Below are 19688 nucleotides of genomic sequence, written 5' to 3'. Positions count from 1 at the left end.
GCCCGCTGAAGCGGCTCCCACAAAGCGCAGGTGCTCCAAATGTCGAGATCCCGTGAGAAGATGCCCCGATGGCCGAACCGACCTTCTTCTGGCACGACTACGAAACCTTCGGCGCCGATCCGCGGCGAGACCGCCCCAGCCAGTTCGCCGGCATCCGCACCGATGCCAACCTCGAGGTGGTCGGCGAGCCGCTCATGATCTACTGCAAGCCGCCGAGGGACATGCCGCCCCAGCCGGCCGCCTGCCTGGTCACCGGCATCCCTCCCCAGCTGGCCGAGCGCGAGGGGCTGAAAGAGGCCGATTTCGCCGCCGCGATCCACGAGCAGATCGCGCTGCCCGGGACCTGCACGGTCGGTTACAACTCGCTCCGCTTCGACGACGAATTCACGCGCCACCTGCTGTACCGCAATTTCTATGACCCGTATGGGCGCGAGTGGGAGAACGGCAATTCACGCTGGGACCTCATCGACCTGGTGCGCATGTGCCAGGCGCTGCGGCCGGAGGGCATCGTCTGGCCTACCCGCGAGGACGGCACACCCAGCTTCAAGCTGGAACACCTGGCCACGGCGAACGGCCTGAAACAGGACCGCGCCCACGACGCGCTGTCCGACGTGGAGGCATTGATCGGCCTGGCCCGGCTCATCCGCGCGAAGCAGCCGAAGTTGTGGGACTGGTATTTCGCCCTGCGCCGCAAGCAACGCGTGTTCGAGCTGCTGGACGTGGCGGCGATGACACCCGTCGTGCATGTCTCGTCACGCTACCCGGCCAGCCGGCATTGCCTTGCCGTCGTCGTTCCACTCGCCGCGCATCCTTCGCGGCAGGGCGAGGTGATCGTATACGACCTGGCCGCGGACCCGGCCGACCTCCTCGCGCTCGACGAGGGAGACGTGGCCGACCGCGTCTTCACCTCGCGCGCCGACCTGCCCGAAGGCGTGGAGCGGATCGCCCTGCGTACCGTCCGCGCGAACCATGCGCCCGCGCTGGCTCCCCTCTCCGTCCTGAAGAACGCGGACCTCGGGCGGCTGGGGCTGGACATGGACGCGGTGGAACGGCACCTGGGTGCGCTGCGCAACGCCAGCGGCCTCGCCGAGAAGCTGCGCAGTGTGTATGCGCTGGCGGGCGACCTGCCGCCGGCCGAGGATCCCGAGCTTGCGCTCTACGGGGGCTTCCTGCCGGATGCCGATCGCCGCCTCCTGGCCGACGTGCGCGCCACGCCGCCCGAGCAGCTGGGCACGCGCGCGTTTCCGTTCCGCGATCCGCGCTATCCGGAACTGCTGTTCCGCTACCGTGCCCGGAACTGGCCACAGACCCTCAGCCTGGAAGAACAGGCGCGGTGGGAGGCGTTCCGCGTCGATCGCCTCACCCGCCACGGCCCGCTGACCACGCTCACCCTCGACGATTACGCCACCGAACTCGCCGCCCTGCGCGCCTTGCCCGGCGCCCCCCTCGCCCTGCTCGACGCGCTGGAGGCGTGGGGCCGCGAACTGCACTGACCATCCGACCATGCCCCAGACCTATTTCACGCCCGCCACCTTCCGCTTCTTCAAGTCGCTGGTTCGCAACAACAACCGCGAATGGTTCCAGGCGCACAAGGACGACTACGAGCGCCACGTGCGCGAGCCGTTCCTCGCGCTCATCGGCGACCTTGCAGCGCCGTTGCAGAAGATCAGTCCGCATTTCCGCGCCGATCCGCGCAAGGTGGGCGGATCGCTGTACCGCATCCACCGCGACACGCGCTTCGCGAACGACAAGCAGCCGTACAAGGGCTGGCAGGGCTCGCGCTTCTTCCACGAACGGCGCCACGAGATCCAGGCGCCGGGCTTCTACCTGCACATCCAGCCCGGCGAATGTTTCGTCGGCGGCGGCATGTGGCATCCGGATCCGCCGGTGTTGAAGAAGCTGCGCGAGTTCCTGGCCGACAACCCGGGCGCCTGGAAGCGGGCGACGCATTCGAAGGCGTTCGTGGAGCGCTTCACTTTCTGGGGCGAGAGCCTGTCGCGTCCGCCGCGCGGGTTCGATGCGAAACACGAACTGATCGAGGACCTGAAGCGGAAGAACTTCGCCGCCGGGCAGGATTTCGACGAGGCGATGGCGTGTTCGTCGGAGCTGCTGCCGTTCGTGGTGGACAACTTCAAGCGTCTTGCGCCGATGGTGGATTACCTGTGTGCGGCGCAGGAGCTGGAGTTCTGAGCTATCGGGCGGTGTCGGGGGCTTGCTCGCCGCTATGGCGGCTCCTACAGCGTAGCGGTTCCTGTAGGAGCCGCTATAGCGGCGAGACGGCCCCCTCACCGTTCGTAAAGTTCGATCGGCAGGTCGTCGGGGTCGGCGAAGAAGGTGAAGCGGCGGCCGGTGTATTCGTCGGTGCGGATGGGCTCGCAGGTCACGCCGCGCGCCGCCAGCGTCGCCACCGTGGCGTCGATGTCGCTTACCGAAAACGCGAGGTGCCGAAGTCCCTGCGCTTCCGGACGCGACGGCCGCTTCGGCGGCGCCGGAAACGAGAACAGTTCGAGCTGCACGCCCGGGCTCACCTCGAGATCCAGCTTCCACGAATCGCGCGACTCGCGGTACGCCTCGTGGACCACCTTCAGACCCAGCACCTCCGTGTAGAACGCCTTCGAGCGCGCATAGTCCGAGCAGATCAGCGCCACATGGTGGATGGCTTCCAGCATCGCGCTCACGCCTCCGAAAACGGGAACGCCAGGACGTCGGCGATCGCATCGGTACGCGACAGCACCATCAGCAGGCGTTCGACGCCGAGCGCGACGCCCGCGCAATCCGGCATGTCGCCCAGCACCGCCAGCAGGTTTTCGTCGATCGGCATCTCCGCCACGCCGCGTTCGCGACGCTTCGCGTTGTCGCGCTCGAAGCGGCGGCGCTGCTCGGCCGCGTCGTTGAGTTCGTGGTAGCCGTTGGCGAGTTCGTAGGGACCGACATAGGCCTCGAAACGCTTCGCCACCGGCGGGTCGTCCTCGCGTATGCGCGCGAGCGCGCACTGGCTTGCCGGGTAATCGAACACCACGGTGACGCGGTCGCGCGGGAAGCCCGGCTGGATCCGGTGGGTCATCAGCAGGTCGAGCCAGTCGTCGCGCTCCAGGCCCTCCGGATCGATGCCGATGTCGGCCAGGGGCGCCTTGAGGCGGTCGAGCGGATCGGTGAGCGGATCGACGCCCAGCGTGTCGTGGAACAGGCCGCGATAGGTCGTTTCCACGACGTCGAACGTGCGGCCCGCCTCCAGCAGCAGCGTCTCGAGCAGGTCGATCACCTCGCGGGCGAGCTTCGCCTCGTCCCAGCCCACGCGATACCACTCGAGCATGGTGAATTCGGGATTGTGCCGGCCGCCGGCCTCGCCGTCGCGGAACACGCGGCCCAGTTCGTAACAGTCGCCCACACCTGCCGCGAGCAGGCGCTTCATGGGGAACTCGGGCGAGGTGCGCATCCACCGTTCGCGCGCGCCCGCATCCACGTGGCCGCCGAAGCGCGTGGCGAAGCTCTGGATGTTGGGGTCGGTATTGCCCGCCGCGGAAAGGATCGGCGTCTCCACCTCCAGCACCTCGCGGGCCGCGAAGAAGCTGCGTATCCGTGCATAGGTGGCGGCGCGCAGGCGCAGTTGCCCGATATGCCTCATGGCGCGGCTCCGTGCCCGGTCAGCAACGCCAGGAGATCGGCTTCCGTGTAGACCGGCACGCCGAGTTCCTTCGCCTTGTCCAGCTTGGACCCGGCGGCTTCGCCGGCGAACACGCCGGTGGTTTTCCTGGAAACCGACCCTGCGACCTTCGCACCCAGCGACTCGAGCCGCTCGGTGGCGTCGTCGCGCTTCAGCGTCTCCATCGTACCGGTGATGACATAGGTGTGCCCTTCCAGCGGCAATGTCGTCGCGGCCCTGGCGGGCAGCTGGCCGAGCAGCCAGGCCATGTCCAGGAAGTCGTTGGTCAGCTTGCGGTAGTTCGTCGGATCGCTGACGAACGCCCACAGGTTCGCGGCGGCAGCGGCAGGCACGCCGGCGATGATCCAGTTGTGTTCGCCCGCGGCCACCAGGTCCTGCACGCTCGTATAGGTCTTCGCAAGCAGGGCCACGTTCTTCGGCCCGAGCTTGGGTACCTTCGCCGCCTCGAGCAACACGTCGAGGCCGAGGCGGTCGCGCAGCTTCGGCGACGGCGCGCCCTCGTCGGCGAACGTGATGCCCGCCTCGAGCAACGCGTCGACGACCTTCTCGTTGCCTTCCTGCCCGAAGAACGCGGCGATCGACGTCGCCACCTCGTCGCCGATGTCCGGCAGCACGCGCAGCACCGGCGCCGGCGTGCGCCGCACGACGGCGAGCGATCCCAGCCACGTCGCCAGCGTCTTCGCCGTGCTCTCGCCGATGTGCATGATGCCCAGCGCGAAGAGGAAGCGCGGCAGCGTGCTCTTCTTGCTGGCCTCGATGGAGGCCACGAGGTTCTCGGCCCACTTCGTGGCGACCTTGCCCTGCCTCACCGTTTCCGGCGTGGAGCCGTCGCGCTCGTCGGCCAGCGTCTTCATGCGCACGAAACTGTCGACGGTGAGCGCGTAGAGGTCGGCCGGCGTGTGCACCATGTCGAACTCGACCAGGGCGTCGACGAAGCGCTCGCCCAGGCCGTCGATATCCATCGCGCGGCGGGAGGCGAAGTGGATCAGGGCCTCCTTGCGCTGCGCACCGCAGATGAGGCCGCCGGAGCAACGATAGGCCGCCGCGCCTTCCTCGCGCAGCAGTTCCGAGCCGCATACCGGACAGGTGTCCGGCATCTTCCACGGAACGGTACCCGCCGGGCGTCGTTCCATCACCACGCGGGCCACTTCGGGAATGACGTCGCCGGCACGGCGCACGATCACGGTGTCGCCCACGCGCACGTCGAGGCGTGCGATCTGGTCGGCGTTGTGCAGCGTGGCATTGGTGACGGTGACGCCGCCGACCTGCACCGCGGCGAGCCGCGCCACCGGCGTCGCGGCACCGGTGCGGCCGATCTGGATCTCGATGTCCTCGACCGTGGTCATCTGTTCCTGCGCGGGGTACTTGTGCGCGATGGCCCAGCGCGGTGCGCGCGAGACGAAGCCCATTTCCTCCTGGCCTTCGTAATCGTCGAGCTTGTAGACGACACCGTCGATGTCGTAAGGCAAGCTGTCGCGTTTCTCGCCGATGCGACGGAAGTACGCGATCAGGCCTTCGAACCCTTTCGCGGTGGACACCTCGGGCGACACCGGGAAACCCCATTCGCGCAGTTTCCCCAGCGTGGCGGAATGCGTCTCCGGCAATTCGCCGTCCTCGACCCGGCCCACCGCGTAGGCGAAGAACCCCAGCGGCCGCTTCGCGGTCACCGCCGGATCCAGCTGGCGCAGCGACCCCGCCGCGCCGTTGCGCGGGTTGGCGAGCGTCCTCTCGCCCGCGGCGCGCGCACGCTCGTTGAAGGCCTCGAAGGCGGCGCGCGGCATGATGACCTCCCCGCGCACTTCGAGGACGCGGGGCCAGCCCTCGCCGCGCAGGCGCAACGGGATCGCCCGCACCGTGCGCAGGTTGGCCGTGACGTCCTCGCCCACCGCGCCGTCGCCGCGCGTGGCGCCCTGCACGAATACGCCGTCCTCATAGCGCAGGCTGATGGCCAGGCCGTCGAGCTTCGGTTCCACCGAGAACACCGGTTGCCGGCGGCCGAGGGTTTGCTCGATGCGGCGCTCGAAATCCGCCACTTCCCGATATTTCTCACGATCGGTGTCGCCTTCCTGCTCGAAAGCGTTGCCCAGCGAAAGCATGGGCACGGCATGGACGACCTCGGCAAAACCGCCGCTTGCGCGGGCTCCCACGCGGCGCGTGGGCGAGTCGTCGCCGGCGAGCTCCGTATACTCCGCCTCCAATGCCTCCAGTTCCCGCATGAGCCGGTCATACTCGGCGTCCGCGATGTCCGGGTCGTCGAGCACGTGGTAGCGGTAGTTCGCGTCCTCGATCTGGCGACGCAGGGCCTGTGCGCGCTCGACGGCTTCGACGGGGGCGGTGGCTTTGGGCATGTGCAGGGTCCGTGATGGTGCGTTCGACCGACGCGACCCCGAACTCTCGGCCGAAGCCGCGGCAAAAGCAACATCCATTATAATCTCCAGGCCATGCCCCTCGAAGACGTCAGCACCCGTCCCGATACCACCGACGTCTCCGCCATCCCGGCCGATCGCCCCGCCCTCGCACCGGCGCAGCCCTCCAGCAGGGTGCGCTATCGCGGTCTGATCTGGCTCGTCGCGGCGGCTTTCTTCATGCAGGCGCTGGATTCGACGATCGTCAACACGGCCGTGCCCGCCATCGCGGGCGCGCTGCGGGTCACGCCGCTCAGCATGCGCACGGCCCTCACCTGCTACGTGCTGACCCTGGCCGTCTTCATTCCCATGAGTCCCTGGCTCTGCGACCGCTTCGGCACGCGCCGGGTCTTCGGCGGCGCCATCCTCGTGTTCTCGCTGGGCTCGCTCCTGTGCGGCGTGGCCCAGACGCTGCCGCAGCTGGTGATGGCGCGGATCGTCCAGGGTCTCGGCGGCGCCGCCCTCATGCCGGTGGGGCGCTACGTGCTCGTGCGCAGCATCGATCGCCAGGAGTTCGTCAAGTCGATGACCACGGTCGCCACCTTCGGTCTGCTCGGCTCGGTATTCGGCCCGCTGGTCGGCGGCGCGTTGGTGGAATTCACCAGCTGGCGGCTGATTTTCCTCATCAACGTGCCCGTGGGCATCCTCGGGCTGCTGCTGAATCGCCGGGAGATGCCGGATTACCGGCTCGACCGCGCGCACCGCTTCGACACCTTCGGCTTCATGCTCTTCGCCGGCGCCTCGGCGCTCTGCCTGATGGCCGCGGAGACCATCGGCGGCAAGGGGCATGCGGCGGCCGTCACCGGCTATGCGCTGGGCGCGCTGGTGCTCGCCGTGCTCTACGTGCGGCACAGCCGCCGCACGGACCATCCCGTGACCGACCTCTCGCTGCTCAAGGTACGCAGTGTATGGGTGTCGCTGGCCGGCAACCTGTTCACCCGCCTCGGCGTGTCGGGCATGTACCTGCTGCTGGTGCTGTTCCTGCAGATCGGTTGCGGCTGGTCGCCGCTGGCGGCGGGCATGATGATGGTGCCGCAGGCCATCGGCTCGATCTCGGTGAAGCCCTTCATCGACCGCCTGCTCACGCACTTCGGCTACCGCAGGCTGCTGCTCGGCAACACCATCGCCGTCTCGGTCGTGCTCTGCTCGTTCTCGCTGCTTTCCCCGCAAACGCCGCCCTGGCTGATCGCCGGCTTCGTCTACGTCTATGGCGCGGTGATGTCGCTGCAATATACGTCGATGAACACCCTGGCCTACGTGGAACTCGACGTGAAGCATGCTTCCATGGCCTCGTCGATGGCCTCCACCGCCCAGTACCTGTCGATGAGCTTCGGCATCGCCCTGGCCTCGCTGCTGATGGCCGGCTTCCTCGGTTCGCGCAGCGCCGAAGGCTATGTGTGGGCCTTCCGCTGGTCCGTGATCGTGCTGGGCATGGTCACCCTCGCCGGCAGCTGGATTTTCGGCAGGTTGCGCGAGACGCGCCCCGCCACGGTATAACTCCAAGGACACCGCGCCTTCCTTCGCGGCACGATCGGGATCGATCCCATGCACGAATCCGGCGGCATTCTGCTGACCCTCTTCATCATCTTCGTCGCCGCGCAGATCGGTGGCGAAATCGCGCAACGGCTGCGCCTGCCCTCGGTCGTCGGCGAGATCGCCGCGGGCTGCGCCATCGGTCCCTCGGCACTGGGCTGGGTGGGCGTGCCGGATATCGCCGTCGGCACGCCGCTGGACGTGCTGGCCGAGATCGGCGTGATCCTGCTGCTCTTCTCCGTGGGCCTGGAAACCCGGCTGGACGACCTGAAAAAGGTGGGCGCCAGCGCTTTCCTCGTCGGCGTCCTCGGCGTGCTGGTGCCGTTCGGCCTCGGCGCGGTCTGGGCGCACGGCTCGGGTTTCGACTGGATCAAGTCCATGTTCGTGGCCGCCGCGTTCGTCGCGACCTCGGCGGGCATCACCGCCCGGGTGCTCCAGGAACTGGGCGTGTTGCAGCGGCGCGAGGCGCGCATCATCCTCGGCGCGGCGGTGATCGACGATATCCTCGCCATGCTCCTGCTCGGTATCGTGTCCTCCCTGCAGGGCGGCGGTGCCGTGAACGTCGGCAGCCTCCTCATGACGCTGCTCGGCGCCGTCGGCTTCGTCGCCGTCATCGGATGGGGCGGCACGCGGGTGATGCGTCGCGGCTCGAGCTGGCTGGACAAGCCCAGCAACCCGATGTCGTCGCTGGCGATCGTGCTGGCGCTGTGCCTGGGCCTCGCCTACCTCTCGATGAAATTCCACCTGGCCGCGATCATCGGTGCCTTCCTCGCCGGCATGATCGCCTCCGAAACGAGCCAGCGGCACCAGCTCGAAGAACAGACCGCGCCCCTGCTCGCCTTCCTCACGCCGTTCTTCTTCGTCGTCACCGGTGCCAAGGTAAACCTGGCGGAACTGGGCAGCGCGAGCGCGCTGGGCATGCTGGCCGTGGTTACCGTCATCGCCATCGTTTCCAAACTGGCCGGCGGTTTCCTCGGCGCCATCAAGCTAGGCCGGCGTGGCGCCACCATCGTCGGCTTCGGCATGGTCCCGCGCGGCGAGGTGGGCGTGGTGATCGCCGCCCTGGGTCTTGCCGCCGGGGTGTTCGACGAGCGCATTTATGCAGTGATCGTGGCGATGTCGCTGCTCACGGCGATGGTCACGCCGCCGGTTCTCGCACTACTGCTGCGCGAAAAGCGATAGAACCGTGCGTTATCTGTAGGAGCCGCCATGGCGGCGAGGGAGATCCACGTCACCGCTTCACTGCTCCGTGGGCTTCTCGCCGCCATGGCGGCTCCTACAGGGTGTTTCCTCCCGCACCGCGCAGGTTCCGGTACGCGTCGAGCGCGGTTTCGCGGGAGGTCTTGAGGTCGACGATCGGGGGCGGATAGCCGGAGCCTTCGAGGAATGCCGGGTCTTCCCATGGCGCGTGCACCAGCCGCCCCTTCGCCCGTGCCAGCTCGGGCACCCAGCGGCGGATGTAGGCACCTTCGGCATCGAACTTCTCCGACTGCGTGACCGGATTGAAGATGCGGAAGTACGGCGCGGCATCCGCGCCGCTCCCCGCCACCCACTGCCAGCCCAGCGCATTGTTGGCGAGGTCCGCGTCCACCAGGGTGTCCCAGAACCAGCGTTCGCCGAGTACCCAGTGCTGGCGCAGGTTCTTCGTGAGCAGGCTCGCGACCAGCATGCGCACGCGGTTGTGCATCCACCCCGTGGCCCAGAGTTCGCGCATGCCGGCGTCGACGATCGGGATGCCGGTCTGCCCTTCCCGCCAGCGGCGAAGCGCATGCGGGTCGCGCGCGGCCCAGCGAAAGGCATCGAAGGAGGGATTGAAGTTTTCCCTGGGCGTTTTCGGAAAATGGTAAAGCAGGTGCTGGGCGAATTCCCGCCAGCCCAGCTGGCGAAGGAACGGCTCGAGGCCGCGGTGCCCGCGCAGCGCGGCGTGGATCTGCACGGGCGAGATTTCACCCCAGCGGAGGTGCGGGGAGAGGCGCGAGGTGCCATGGCGCGCCGGGAAGTCGCGACCCTCGGCGTAGTGGCCCAGGGCATCGTCGGCGAAGAGGTCCAGCAAGTCCCGTGCGCCACGCTCCCCCGGTGTCCAGTCCGCGAAGCCCCGCGCCCAGTCGTGGTCGGGAAGCAGGGCGAGGTCCGCGATGTCGACGCGGCCGGCGAGTCGACCGTCCACGCGGTCGAACGAGATCGTCGCCGGCTCGGGCAACGGTGCCCTTTCGTCGATCCGCGTACGGAGGTTGCGCCAGAACGGGGTGAAGACCCGGTAGGGCTCGCCTTGCTGGTTCAGGAGATCGCCCGGCTCGCTCCACAGGGACGCGTTGAACGAGCGCACGGCGAGGCCGTCGGCCTCGAGCGCGCGTCCGACCCGGGCATCCCGCTTCAGCAGGCGAGGCTCGTACAACCGGTTCAAGTACAGGGCATCGGCCTTGCAGGCGGCAGCCGTCGCACGCAACGCCTCCAGGCTGTCGCCGCGCAGCACCTCCAGGTGCCCGCCGTGCCGGCGGAGCGACGCATCCAGCGCTTCCAGCGAATGGTGGAGCCACCAGCGGCTCGCCGCTCCCGGCGCCCACTCGCCTTCCTCCCCGGGCGCGTGCACGTAAAGCGCCACGATCCGGTCATGAGAGGCAACCGCGGCATGGAGTGCGGGGTGGTCGGCAAGGCGAAGATCGCGGCGGAACCATACAAGGGCAGTGCTCATCGCTCTAGTATCCATCGAACGCGTGAAGTGAGAATCATGCTCCATCTGCGTTCAGTGAACAGGCTTAGACTGTTGCGGCAGACGATCACTTCCAAGTTCGTCCCTCAAGGAGTTTCCCATGAACATCAAGACCGTCCTCAGCCTTCCGCTCGCCGCCCTGCTCGCGACGGCGGTCGCCGCCCCGGCCTCCGCCGCCGTCCTGACCCGCAGCGACGGCATCTACGTGCGCTGCGACCAGTGCGGCGTGGTACAGAGCATCGAGCATAACGTCACCGCGGGCCGCGACCACGGCACGGCGGGCGCCGTCATCGGTGCCATTGCCGGCGGCGTCCTTGGCAACCAGGTCGGCAAGGGCAAGGGCCGCACCCTCGCCACTGTCGGCGGCGCGGTGGGCGGCGGTTTCGCCGGCAACGCCATCGGCAAGGGCGGCGGCGGCGAGAGCTACACGCTGCGCCTGAAGATGGGCACCGGCGGCTACACGAACGTCCAGGTCAAGGACGCCTCGGCGATCCGCGAAGGCGACATCGTCGTGGTCGACGACCAGGGCAACGTGTCGCGCGTGCAGTAAAAAAAAGGAACTGTGGGAGCCGCTATAGCGGCGAGAAGCCCACGGAGCGATGAAGCGGCGAGGTAAGTCCCCCCGCCGCTATGGAAGCCCACGGAGCGATGAAGCGGCGAGGTAAGTTCCCCCCGCCGCTAGAGAAGCCCACGGAGCGATGAAGCGGCGAAGTAAGTTCCCCCCCCGCCGCTATAAAAGCCCACGGAGCGATGAAGCGGCGAGGTAAGTTCCCCTCGCCGCTATAGCGGCTCCTACAGAAGAGCAGGCCCGGAAGGAACCTTGTGGGAGCCGGCTGTGCCGGCGATCCCGCGGCAGCGGGCACGCGTACCGCGAGCCCCATCGCCGCCGAAGCGGCTCCCACAAAGACAGTTGCTCCTACAGAGCGCTCGGAGGCAGGTCGAATACCCGTCGCAGGTACGCGATGTAATCGGGGTCTTCCACGCCCATGCTCTTCCCCGGCGAATCCGAGAGCTTCGCCACCGGCTGCCCGTTGCAACGGGTCATCTTGATGACGATGTTGAGCGGCTGCGGGCCCACGTCGTTCGTGAGGTTGGTACCGACGCCGAACGAAAGCAGGCAGCGCCCGGCAAAGTGCCGGTACAGGGTCATGACCCGTGGGATGTCCAGGCTGTCGCTGAAGACCAGGGTCTTCGTCCGCGGGTCCACGCGGTTCGCTTCGTAGTGCGCGATGACGCGGTCGCCCCAGGCGATGGGGTCGCCCGAATCGTGCCGCGCCCCGTCGAACAGCTTGCAGAAATACATGTCGAAATCGCGCAGGAAGGCCTCGAGGCCGTACACGTCCGACAGCGCGATGCCGAGATCGCCACGGTATTCGCGTGCCCAGGCTTCCAGCGCGGCCGTCTGCGAATCGCGCAGGCGCGGCCCCAGCGACTGGAACGCCTGGAGGTACTCGTGCGCCATGCTGCCGATGGGCCGCAGGTCCTGGCGCATCGCGAACCAGACATTGCTCGTGCCCGCCAGCTGCGCGCCCAGCTCCCGGCGCAGGATGCCCAGCATCTCCTCGTGCCAATCCCGCGAAAAGCGGCGGCGCGTGCCGTAATCGGCGATGCGCGCGTTTTCGTAGCCCGGGGTGTCGCGCAGCATCGCGATCTTCGCGCGCAGGCGCGCCCTCCCTTCGTCCAGGCCGACATCCGGGCAGGTCGCGCGGAAGTAGAGCTCGTTGACGATGGCCAGGAGCGGCACTTCGAACATGATCGTGTGCAGCCACGGGCCGGCGATGACGATCTCGATCTCGCCGTTCGCCTTCGCCGATGGCTCGATGGTCACGTACTTGGCGTTGAGCTGGAACAGGCCGAGGAAATCGACGAAGTCGCTGTCGATGAAACGCAGGCCAGCGAGATAGGCAAGCTCTTCCTCGGTGAAGCGCAGCGTGCAGAGTTTCTCCAGTTCCTCGCGGATACCGCCGATCAGCGGCACGAGGTCCACGTCCGGCGTGCGGCAACGAAAGCGGTACTCGACCTGCGCGGCCGGGTACTGGTGCAGCACGACCTGCATCATCGTGAATTTGTAGAGGTCGGTATCGAGCAGCGACTGGATGATCATGCGCCGGCGCCGTGGCGGTGGAAGAACTCGGGAACGCTGGAATCGGACATGGAGAGAGCCGTGATCGGGTCGAACGGGCCACATGGGGTCGATGCGGCGATAATCCGAGGGTACCTCCACAAGGAATTCCCCGTGCGTCTCCTATTCGGATGCCTGCTCCTCCTCTGCGCCGGCCTGGCTTCGGCGGCCACCCTCACCCTCGATACCGGGACCGGCGCGCGAAAGCTGACGACGGAGCAGTTGCTGGCCCGGCCCGATGCCAGGGACATCGTGGTGCCAGCCGACGTGTCCTACCACCGCGAGAGGCGGTACCGCGCGGTGCCGCTCAAGGCCCTGCTGGGAGGCGTGTCCACCGATGCCCACCTGCAATTCGAAGCACTGGATGGCTTCGCGGCCGAGGTGCCCGCTTCGCTGGTGCTGGATGGGCATGGCGCCGAGGCCTGGCTGGCGATCGAGCCGCCGGACGCTGCCTGGCCGCCGCTGGGCAAGGACAAGCCCGGCGCGGGGCCGTTCTACCTTGTCTGGCTGCATCCCGAGGCCGGTCCTGTCGGGCCGGAGCAATGGCCCTACCAGGTCGCGGCCATCCGCGTGCTCGGGTCGCCTGCCGACCGCTTCCCGGCGATGAAGCCGGCGGCGTCGCTGCCGGCGGATGCGCCCGCGCGTCGCGGTTTCGCGGTGTTCCAGCGCAACTGCCTCAGCTGCCACACCCTCAACGGCCAGGGCGACGCGAAGCTCGGCCCGGACCTCAACATGCCACACAGCCCCACGGAATACCTTCGCCCCGACCTGTTCCGCACGCTGGTGCGGAACCCGCAGGACCTGCGCCACTGGCCGCAGTCGAAGATGCCGGGCTTCGACCGGAAGGTGCTGTCGGATACGGACCTGGACGACCTCACGGCGTACCTGAAGCACATGGCGGGCCGGAGGCCGAAGGTGTCGCCGTGACGTCCCTTCGACGACGGCCGCCTCCCGCGGGAGCGCGCGAGGCGGCCGACGCGAGTCGTTCGAGTGCCAGGGTCCGTTCGGCGGGAGCCAACCGCGACAGCGTCTTCACCCTGGCGAAGAACGCCGGCCAGGACCGGCCGGATTCGTCGAACAAGGTGGCGAACGACGGTACCCAGGTGTCGTACAGCCCGAACGGCAAGAGCGTGGCATTGTTGAGCGGGCGGGACATCCAGCGATCGTAGCGGTGGTCGCCGCCGGCCTCGTCGCCCCTCCAGGCGAGATAGCGCCCGCGGAAGTCCTCGAAGGCCTCCGCCTTGGCCACGCGCTTGGCATCGTCCGTCCAGGCCTGCGCGTAGATCGCCTTCAGGCGGTCGCGCAGGGCGAGGACCTGCTGCGTGAAGGCGCGCTGGAGCGCATCGCCCTTCCCGTCCGGCGGCGGCTGGTGGCGCGATAAGCGCCACTCGCGCAGGCCTTCGCGCTCGACGAAGGTCGCGAACGATTCGTTGAACGAGGAATCGTTCTTCACGTAGACCTTCTGGTGGGCCAGCTCGTGGAAGATCGTGCCGGCGAGTTCGTCGTCGTCCCAGCGCAGCATGCTGCTCAGGATGGGATCGGCGAACCATCCGAGCGTGGAGTACGCCGGGACTTCCCCGATCGCCACATCGTGGCCGAGGGCGGACTCGCGCACCGCTTCGCGATCGGCGAGATCCTTGCGGAAGTAGCCGCGGTACGCGACGCAGCCCGCGATGGGGAAGCAATGCGTCACCGGGGCGACCGACAGCTCGGGCGTGGCGAAGACATTCCATGCGACCCACGGGCGATCGAGCTGCACGAAGTAGGTGTAGCTGCGGTTGTCCGGCAGGTCGAGGCGGGTCGACGCGAAGCGGCGGGCCTCGGTGGCGAGCGCCAGCCGCTTGCGGGTGGTGTCAGGCGTCTTCGGATCCGCCAGCACCTTGCTTATCGGGCGCCGCTCGTGGAGCAGCGCCATCTGCCCATGGGTCACGTGGGCGTAGTAGCCGATGGAGCGGCAACCCGTGACGAGGAGCATGACGAGGGCGGCGAGGGTTATTCGCATGCCTTCATTGTGCCGTAAGGCGCGAGTCGCCACCTCACTCGGGCATGCGCGTCCCCGTCATCGACTGCAGCACGCCGTCCCTGCGGATCAATCCGTGCATCAGCGCGGCGCCCATGTGCAGCAGGAAGGTGAGGAAGAACAGCCACGCGAGGTACCGGTGCGCTTCACGCAGCCATGCGAACAGCACCGGGTTCGTGGGCAGGATCGGCGGCAGCAGCAACCCTCCGCCCAGCGTCACCGGATAGTTCCCGGCCGACAGCATCCCCCACCCGATCAAGGGCATCGAGATCATCAGCGCGTAGAGCAATCCATGCGAGGCATGCCCGGCCAGCTTCTGCCAAAGCGGCATGTCCGCCGGCAGCGGGGGCGCGGGATGGGTCAGGCGGAAACCGAGTCGGATCAGCGCGAGCACGAAGATCGTGATACCGAGCGGCTTGTGGATCGCCAGCAACCAGTCGTGCTTCGTCTCGACGGTGCTGACCATGCCCGCGCCGACGAACAGCATGGCGATGATCATCAGCGCCATCAGCCAGTGCAGCACGCGGGCGAACGGATGGAACGTGTCGGAGCGGCTCATCGCTTGTCCTCCTTGGGACGGGCCGTGCCAGGAATATGCGCTTCCTCGCTGGTGCGGCGCAGGTACGAGTCCGCGTAGGCCGCCGAACGCGCCGCAAGCAGCGGATCGCCGGAGACTTCGATGCCACGCGGAAGGATCGTCGGATCGTAGTTGACGTCGCGGCACGGGCCATCGGCCTGCGGCTGCGTGCGGTCGATCACGAGTGTGCCGGCATCCACCACCTGCCGGTCGTCGGGCCATGCACGGGTAGCGTCGTCCACCGGGTCGCCGGCAGCGGCGAACACCATCCGCAGGTGCCAGCGGAGAGGTCCGGCGGCGAGCCGTTTCGCGAGGTCGGCGGCGAGGTAATCCGTGTCCCCCGCGGCCGGTCCACCGTCGCCCTCGGGTGGCTGCTCCGGCACCACCCTCCAGCGCACCGCGCGGCGCTGTCCGGCGGCGTCGCGGAGGTAGAAGGCGTTGATGCTGTCATACGTCTCGGTGGCGTAGCTGGCGGACGGCTTAGCCGTCTTTATCCAGGCCAGGAACGCCGCGGTCTCCGGATGGGACTTGAAGAACGCCCCGGCCTTCGCGGGGTCGGGTTTGCCGGTCGCCGGGTCGGGATGCGTCGCCACCTGCAACGCATAGAAAGCCTGCGGCGTGGCGACCGGAAAGAGCGGCATGGCGTTCATGCCGGTGCGCCACTGCTCGCCGTCGGCGAGGTCGAAGCGAAGCGCGAAGCTCCGGATGGGGACGCTGCTGTCCGGCGCATACGGGTTCCCGCCCGGGATCGCCAGGCGGCCGACCACCGGCGTCGTCGTTCCCGCGGCGAACAGCCCGGCGGTGGAGTAACCGGCCAGCGCGCCGCTCGATTCGAAGCGTCCGGCGACGCAGACGCCCTTGGCATGGTTGCGGCGATAGCCGGGGTGCTCCCCGCCGTTCGCCTGCAAGGCGTCGATGAGGCGTGCGGGCGTCAGTCGATGTGGCGCCAGCCAGCCACCCACATAGCCGAAGGCGGCTGCCGTTCCCGCCACGGCGAGGCCGATCAATGCCCAGCGCCAGGCCGTGTGCGCCGGAGGGTGGGCCCTGCTTGCAGGTTCTTGCGTCATGTATCTGCATCCTGTCGAGGTGGTCGTTCCAGGGTGGGACGTACGTCAGGGACTTTTATTCCCTCCGGAGGGAATAATCCACGCCACCAGACGTCATACATCCCACGAAACGCCCGGCGGAGGCCCGGCATGTCCGACCCGCACATCGACGACGCCCTGCGAACGATGCTGCCGCGCCTGCGGCGCTTCGCGCTTTGGCTCGCCCGCGACGTGCATGCGGCGGACGACCTGGTCCAGTCCACGATGGAACGGGCGCTGGCACGATGGCAGACGCGGCGGGAGGAAGAAAGCCTGCGTGCGTGGTTGTTCGCCATCCTGTACCGCCAGTTCCTCGACGGAAAGCGCCGCGCCAACCGCTACGCCATGCTGCTCGGTTCCCTCGGCCGCGAGGAGCCTACCTGGCCCTCGGCGGAGCGGGTGGCCGTGGCGTACTCCACGCTCGCGGCGTTCGCCTCGCTGCCCGTGGAACAGCGCAGCCTGCTGATCTGGGTCTCCGTGGAAGGCCTCAGTTACCAGGAGGTGGCCGACATCCTGGAGGTTCCCATCGGGACCGTGATGTCCCGCCTCTCCCGCGCGCGCCGCGCTTTGCGCCAGCTCGGCGAAGGCGACCCCCAATCCCCTTCCCTGCGACTGCTGAAATGAACCTCACGCCCCCCAGCGAACACGATATCCATGCCTACGTGGATGGTCATCTGGACGACTCCCGCCGTGGCGAGGTGGAGCGCTACCTCGCACGGCATCCCGAGCAGGCGGACGAAGTGCAGGGCTGGCGCCAGGATGCGCAGCAGCTGCGCGCACTGCTGGCCGGCGACCTCGCGCCGGCACCCGCGCTGGACCCGGCGCGGGTGCGCGAGCGTGCCCGGCATCGCCGCGTGCGCCGCTGGGCCACGGCGGCCGGCGTGGTGCTCTGCCTTGCCGTGGGCGGCATCGGTGGCTGGGCGGCCCGCGGCCTGGGCACGGGGGAGGCGCCGATGGCCGACGCCATGCAGGCGTACCGGCTACTCGCGCTGGATCACGGCGTGGGCATGGACATCACGACCGGCAATGAAAACGACCTGCGCGCATGGCTCGCCGGCCGCGTGGGTCCGGACGTGCGGCTGCCGGACCTGGCCGACGCCGGTTTCCGCCCCATGGGCGGCCGCCTGTTCGCCACGGACCAGGGGCCGGCGGCGATGGTGCTCTACGACGACGGCAACGGCCATACGGTGAGCTTCTACGTACGCCCGCCGGGACCGGCACGGCACTTCCTGCCGCGCGGTGCGCGCGAGGACGACGGCCTGCTGGCGAACTACTGGTCCGAAGGCGGCCACAACTACGCCGTGGTCACCACGGCCGACATGGCTGGCCGCCAGGCGGCCGATCGCGTGACCGGCCGGGCGATCTGACGAGGATCCGCACCTCTGTAGGAGCCGCTATAGCGGCGAGGGAAACTTGCCTTGCCGCTTCAAATCCCTCGTAGGCCTCTCGCCGCTATAGCGGCTCCTACAACGGTCGGCGTTCGTGCAGTTCGCCGTTATGCAGCTCCAGCGTGCGGTCCATCCGGCCGGCAAGACGCGAGTCGTGCGTCACCAGCACGAAGCTCGTGCCGATCTCGCGATTGAGCTCGAGCATCAGCTCGTAAACGTGTGCCGCGTTGGCCTCGTCGAGGTTACCCGTGGGCTCGTCGCCGAGGACGCAGGCGGGACGGGTCACCAGGGCGCGCGCGACGGCGCAACGCTGGCGTTCGCCACCCGACATCTCGGCCGGACGATGGCGCAGGCGCGCGCCCAGGCCGACACGCTCCAACAGCGCCGTGGCTTCCTTCTCGGCCTGCGCGATCGGCACGCCGCGGATCAGCAGCGGCATGCACACGTTTTCGAGCGAGGTGAATTCCGGCAGCAGATGGTGGAACTGGTAGATGAAGCCCAGCGAGCGGTTGCGCTCACGGCCGCGTTCGGCATCGGAAAGCTCGGAAAGCACGCGGCCGTTGACCTCGACCTTGCCCGCGGTGAGCGTGTCGAGACCGCCGATGATGTGCAGCAGGGTGGACTTGCCTGAACCGGAGGCACCCACGATGGCCATGGTCTCGCCACGGCGCAGCGCGAAGTTCACGTTCGAGAGGACGCCCGTGCGCAGGTCGCCCTCCTCGTACACCTTGGCGACGCCGGTGGCGCGCAGGACGATGTCGTCGTTGGGCTTATTCATAGCGGAGCGCCTGGGCGGGCTGCGTGCGCGAGGCGCGCCACGCCGGGTAGAGCGTGGCCAGCAGGGAGAAAGCGAAAGTCACCAGCACCACCCAGCCGACGTCGGACCAGAGCAGCTGGCTGGGCAGCTCGCTGATGTAATAGACGTCGGGCGAGAGGAAGGTCTGCCCCGTGACGTGTTCGATCCATTTCACGATGGCCGGCAGGTTGAGCGAAAGCAGCGCGCCGAGCAGCACGCCGAAACCGATGCCCACGATGCCCACGAGCACGCCCTGCACCATGAACATGCCCATGATGCTGCGTGGCGTCGAGCCCAGCGTGCGCAGGATGGCGATGTCGGCCTGCTTGTCGGTCACCAGCATCATCAGCATGGAGATAAGGTTGATCACCGCGACGAGGATGATCAGCGACAGGATGATGAACATCACCTTCTTCTCCATGTCGATGGCGCGGAAGAAGTTGGCGTGCGTGTCCATCCAGGTCTCGACACGGTAGGCCTGGCCGAGCTTGTTCACCAGCTCCTGCGCCACGGGGAAGGCCTCGCGCATGTCGTCGAGCTTCAGGCGGATGCCGGTCGGGCCGTTGAAGCCGTTGAGGCGCTCGGCGTCCTGCATGGAAATGAGCGCGAGGTTCGCGTCGTATTCCTGCATGCCCAGCTCGAAGATGCCGCTGACGGTGAAGCTGCGCAGCTTCGGCACCGCGCCCATGGGCGTGGCCGTGAACTGCGGCACGACCACGGTGACCTTGTCGCCTACCTGCACGCCCAGGGTGAGTGCAAGCTCGCGACCGAGCACGATCTTCCAGCTGCGATCGGTCAGATCGGACATCTTGCCTTCGACCATGTGCCGGTCGATATCGGAGACGTTCGGCTCCATGGACGGCACGATGCCGCGAATGAGCGCGCCGCTGGGCCGGCGGGCCTGCAAGAAGGCCTGGATTTCCACGTAGGGCGCGGCACCGCGCACGTGCTTCGTGGATTCGGCCGTCTTCACCGCGGTCTGCCAGTTCTGCACGGTTTCGTCGATACCGGACACGGTGACGTGCGAGACGGCGCCGAGGATGCGGTTGCGCAACTCGCTGTCGAAGCCGTTCATCACCGACATCACCGTGATGAGCGCGGTGACGCTGATCGCGATGCAGACGATCGAGACGGTCGAAATGAAGGAAATGAACTGATTGCGACGCTTCGCCCGCGTGTAGCGCAGTCCGATGAAGAGCTCTAGAGGTCTGAACATACCGTCGACAACAGCCTGTGATGAGGGGGCGCCATATGAGACACGCACCGCGCCGCAGAGTGCCCGATGCGGGCTGCGGGGGCAAGCCGACGAAGGGTCTGCGCTCAGGGCGTGGACAGGCGTCCTGCAGGAGCCGCCATGGCGGCGAGGGCGATCTCGCCACGCCTCCGCG

At 68.0% G+C, this 19688-nt stretch carries 18 protein-coding genes; 8 read left to right on the top strand and 10 right to left on the bottom strand.

Annotation, left to right across the window (positions count from 1 at the left end):
* The first annotated feature begins 68 nt into the window (after positions 1-68).
* The gene (gene sbcB / locus HBF32_RS03155) at positions 69-1493 is read left to right on the top strand and encodes an exodeoxyribonuclease I (RefSeq protein WP_166698172.1); all 1425 of its coding nucleotides are present in this window, start codon (positions 69-71) and stop codon (positions 1491-1493) included.
* A 10-nt stretch (positions 1494-1503) separates the two neighbouring features.
* Positions 1504-2190 (top strand): DUF2461 domain-containing protein, encoded by a 687-nt coding sequence (locus HBF32_RS03150; protein WP_166698171.1) that lies wholly within the window; start codon positions 1504-1506, stop codon positions 2188-2190.
* A 95-nt stretch (positions 2191-2285) separates the two neighbouring features.
* Here the strand turns inward: HBF32_RS03150 and gloA2 are convergent, their stop codons facing one another.
* From gloA2 to ligA, 3 genes are read right to left on the bottom strand one after another with little or no spacing between them, the layout of a single operon-like run.
* The gene (gloA2, locus tag HBF32_RS03145; RefSeq protein ID WP_166700410.1) at positions 2286-2669 is read right to left on the bottom strand and encodes an SMU1112c/YaeR family gloxylase I-like metalloprotein; all 384 of its coding nucleotides are present in this window, start codon (positions 2667-2669) and stop codon (positions 2286-2288) included.
* 5 nt (positions 2670-2674) lie between these two features.
* Positions 2675-3625 (bottom strand): EF-P lysine aminoacylase EpmA, encoded by a 951-nt coding sequence (epmA, locus tag HBF32_RS03140; protein WP_166698170.1) that lies wholly within the window; start codon positions 3623-3625, stop codon positions 2675-2677.
* Positions 3622-6012 carry an NAD-dependent DNA ligase LigA gene (ligA, locus tag HBF32_RS03135; RefSeq protein ID WP_166698169.1) on the bottom strand — a complete coding sequence of 797 codons (2391 nt, stop codon included), beginning with the start codon at positions 6010-6012 and terminating at the stop codon, positions 3622-3624. The genes epmA and ligA overlap by 4 nt, the downstream gene beginning before the upstream one ends.
* Before the next feature lie 93 nt (positions 6013-6105).
* Here ligA and HBF32_RS03130 point away from each other — a divergent pair, with 93 nt between their 5' ends.
* A complete protein-coding gene (locus HBF32_RS03130; protein WP_166698168.1) occupies positions 6106-7566 on the top strand; it encodes an MFS transporter in 1461 nt (486 codons plus the stop codon).
* Between the two features lie 48 nt (positions 7567-7614).
* Positions 7615-8784 (top strand): cation:proton antiporter, encoded by a 1170-nt coding sequence (locus HBF32_RS03125; protein WP_166698167.1) that lies wholly within the window; start codon positions 7615-7617, stop codon positions 8782-8784.
* Positions 8785-8878: 94 nt separating this feature from the next.
* On the opposite strand, the gene HBF32_RS03120 is transcribed toward HBF32_RS03125, so the two are convergent.
* A complete protein-coding gene (locus HBF32_RS03120) occupies positions 8879-10294 on the bottom strand; it encodes a cryptochrome/photolyase family protein (RefSeq protein ID WP_166698166.1) in 1416 nt (471 codons plus the stop codon).
* Between the two features lie 118 nt (positions 10295-10412).
* On the opposite strand from HBF32_RS03120, the gene HBF32_RS03115 reads away from it, so the two are divergent.
* Positions 10413-10862 carry a glycine zipper 2TM domain-containing protein gene (locus tag HBF32_RS03115; RefSeq protein ID WP_166698165.1) on the top strand — a complete coding sequence of 150 codons (450 nt, stop codon included), beginning with the start codon at positions 10413-10415 and terminating at the stop codon, positions 10860-10862.
* Positions 10863-11228: 366 nt separating this feature from the next.
* Here the strand turns inward: HBF32_RS03115 and pncB are convergent, their stop codons facing one another.
* On the bottom strand, positions 11229-12416 hold the full coding sequence (gene pncB, locus HBF32_RS03110; RefSeq protein WP_166698164.1) for a nicotinate phosphoribosyltransferase: 1188 nt from the start codon (positions 12414-12416) through the stop codon (positions 11229-11231).
* Positions 12417-12548: 132 nt separating this feature from the next.
* Between pncB and HBF32_RS03105 the strand changes: the two genes are divergently transcribed.
* The gene (locus HBF32_RS03105; protein WP_166698163.1) at positions 12549-13361 is read left to right on the top strand and encodes a c-type cytochrome; all 813 of its coding nucleotides are present in this window, start codon (positions 12549-12551) and stop codon (positions 13359-13361) included.
* Here the strand turns inward: HBF32_RS03105 and HBF32_RS03100 are convergent.
* Genes HBF32_RS03100 through HBF32_RS03090 form a run of 3 tightly spaced genes read right to left on the bottom strand, consistent with a single transcriptional unit; the run spans position 13309 to position 16098 of the window.
* Positions 13309-14436, bottom strand: coding sequence for an aminopeptidase (locus tag HBF32_RS03100; protein ID WP_166698162.1), 1128 nt, complete (start codon positions 14434-14436; stop codon positions 13309-13311). The genes HBF32_RS03105 and HBF32_RS03100 overlap by 53 nt on opposite strands.
* Positions 14437-14470: 34 nt before the next feature.
* The gene (locus HBF32_RS03095; RefSeq protein WP_166698161.1) at positions 14471-15013 is read right to left on the bottom strand and encodes a cytochrome b; all 543 of its coding nucleotides are present in this window, start codon (positions 15011-15013) and stop codon (positions 14471-14473) included.
* Positions 15010-16098 carry a catalase family peroxidase gene (locus HBF32_RS03090; protein ID WP_166698160.1) on the bottom strand — a complete coding sequence of 363 codons (1089 nt, stop codon included), beginning with the start codon at positions 16096-16098 and terminating at the stop codon, positions 15010-15012. The genes HBF32_RS03095 and HBF32_RS03090 overlap by 4 nt, the downstream gene beginning before the upstream one ends.
* A 129-nt stretch (positions 16099-16227) precedes the next feature.
* On the opposite strand from HBF32_RS03090, the gene HBF32_RS03085 reads away from it, so the two are divergent.
* Entirely contained in the window at positions 16228-16740 is a 513-nt protein-coding gene (locus tag HBF32_RS03085) for an RNA polymerase sigma factor (RefSeq protein ID WP_205287685.1), read from the top strand.
* The gene (locus tag HBF32_RS03080; protein ID WP_166698159.1) at positions 16737-17483 is read left to right on the top strand and encodes an anti-sigma factor family protein; all 747 of its coding nucleotides are present in this window, start codon (positions 16737-16739) and stop codon (positions 17481-17483) included. The genes HBF32_RS03085 and HBF32_RS03080 overlap by 4 nt, the downstream gene beginning before the upstream one ends.
* A gap of 97 nt (positions 17484-17580) precedes the next feature.
* Here HBF32_RS03080 and lolD read toward each other — a convergent pair whose 3' ends face one another.
* Positions 17581-18282, bottom strand: coding sequence for a lipoprotein-releasing ABC transporter ATP-binding protein LolD (gene lolD / locus HBF32_RS03075; protein WP_166698158.1), 702 nt, complete (start codon positions 18280-18282; stop codon positions 17581-17583).
* Positions 18275-19516: a lipoprotein-releasing ABC transporter permease subunit gene (locus tag HBF32_RS03070; RefSeq protein ID WP_166698157.1), complete on the bottom strand. Its 1242-nt coding sequence runs from the start codon at positions 19514-19516 to the stop codon at positions 18275-18277. The genes lolD and HBF32_RS03070 overlap by 8 nt, the downstream gene beginning before the upstream one ends.
* Between the last annotated feature and the right edge of the window lie 172 nt (positions 19517-19688).

Origin of the sequence: Luteibacter yeojuensis, assembly GCF_011742875.1 — a bacterium.
GTDB lineage: Bacteria > Pseudomonadota > Gammaproteobacteria > Xanthomonadales > Rhodanobacteraceae > Luteibacter > Luteibacter yeojuensis.
Note: the sequence above shows the minus strand (reverse complement) of the source record. Positions and strands in the feature narration are given on the sequence as shown.

What these genes read in the sequence shown, in the direction of transcription:
- HBF32_RS03090 (WP_166698160.1), bottom strand. Translation starts at nt 16,098, where the DNA reads ATGACGCAAGAACCTGCAAGCAGGGCCCACCCTCCGGCGCACACGGCC.
- HBF32_RS03095 (WP_166698161.1), bottom strand. Translation starts at nt 15,013, where the DNA reads ATGAGCCGCTCCGACACGTTCCATCCGTTCGCCCGCGTGCTGCACTGG.
- lolD (WP_166698158.1), bottom strand. Translation starts at nt 18,282, where the DNA reads ATGAATAAGCCCAACGACGACATCGTCCTGCGCGCCACCGGCGTCGCC.
- epmA (WP_166698170.1), bottom strand. Translation starts at nt 3,625, where the DNA reads ATGAGGCATATCGGGCAACTGCGCCTGCGCGCCGCCACCTATGCACGG.
- HBF32_RS03150 (WP_166698171.1), top strand. Translation starts at nt 1,504, where the DNA reads ATGCCCCAGACCTATTTCACGCCCGCCACCTTCCGCTTCTTCAAGTCG.
- HBF32_RS03130 (WP_166698168.1), top strand. Translation starts at nt 6,106, where the DNA reads ATGCCCCTCGAAGACGTCAGCACCCGTCCCGATACCACCGACGTCTCC.
- HBF32_RS03085 (WP_205287685.1), top strand. Translation starts at nt 16,228, where the DNA reads ATGTCCGACCCGCACATCGACGACGCCCTGCGAACGATGCTGCCGCGC.
- HBF32_RS03080 (WP_166698159.1), top strand. Translation starts at nt 16,737, where the DNA reads ATGAACCTCACGCCCCCCAGCGAACACGATATCCATGCCTACGTGGAT.
- HBF32_RS03115 (WP_166698165.1), top strand. Translation starts at nt 10,413, where the DNA reads ATGAACATCAAGACCGTCCTCAGCCTTCCGCTCGCCGCCCTGCTCGCG.
- sbcB (WP_166698172.1), top strand. Translation starts at nt 69, where the DNA reads ATGGCCGAACCGACCTTCTTCTGGCACGACTACGAAACCTTCGGCGCC.
- ligA (WP_166698169.1), bottom strand. Translation starts at nt 6,012, where the DNA reads ATGCCCAAAGCCACCGCCCCCGTCGAAGCCGTCGAGCGCGCACAGGCC.
- gloA2 (WP_166700410.1), bottom strand. Translation starts at nt 2,669, where the DNA reads ATGCTGGAAGCCATCCACCATGTGGCGCTGATCTGCTCGGACTATGCG.
- pncB (WP_166698164.1), bottom strand. Translation starts at nt 12,416, where the DNA reads ATGATCATCCAGTCGCTGCTCGATACCGACCTCTACAAATTCACGATG.
- HBF32_RS03070 (WP_166698157.1), bottom strand. Translation starts at nt 19,516, where the DNA reads ATGTTCAGACCTCTAGAGCTCTTCATCGGACTGCGCTACACGCGGGCG.
- HBF32_RS03125 (WP_166698167.1), top strand. Translation starts at nt 7,615, where the DNA reads ATGCACGAATCCGGCGGCATTCTGCTGACCCTCTTCATCATCTTCGTC.
- HBF32_RS03120 (WP_166698166.1), bottom strand. Translation starts at nt 10,294, where the DNA reads ATGAGCACTGCCCTTGTATGGTTCCGCCGCGATCTTCGCCTTGCCGAC.
- HBF32_RS03100 (WP_166698162.1), bottom strand. Translation starts at nt 14,436, where the DNA reads ATGCGAATAACCCTCGCCGCCCTCGTCATGCTCCTCGTCACGGGTTGC.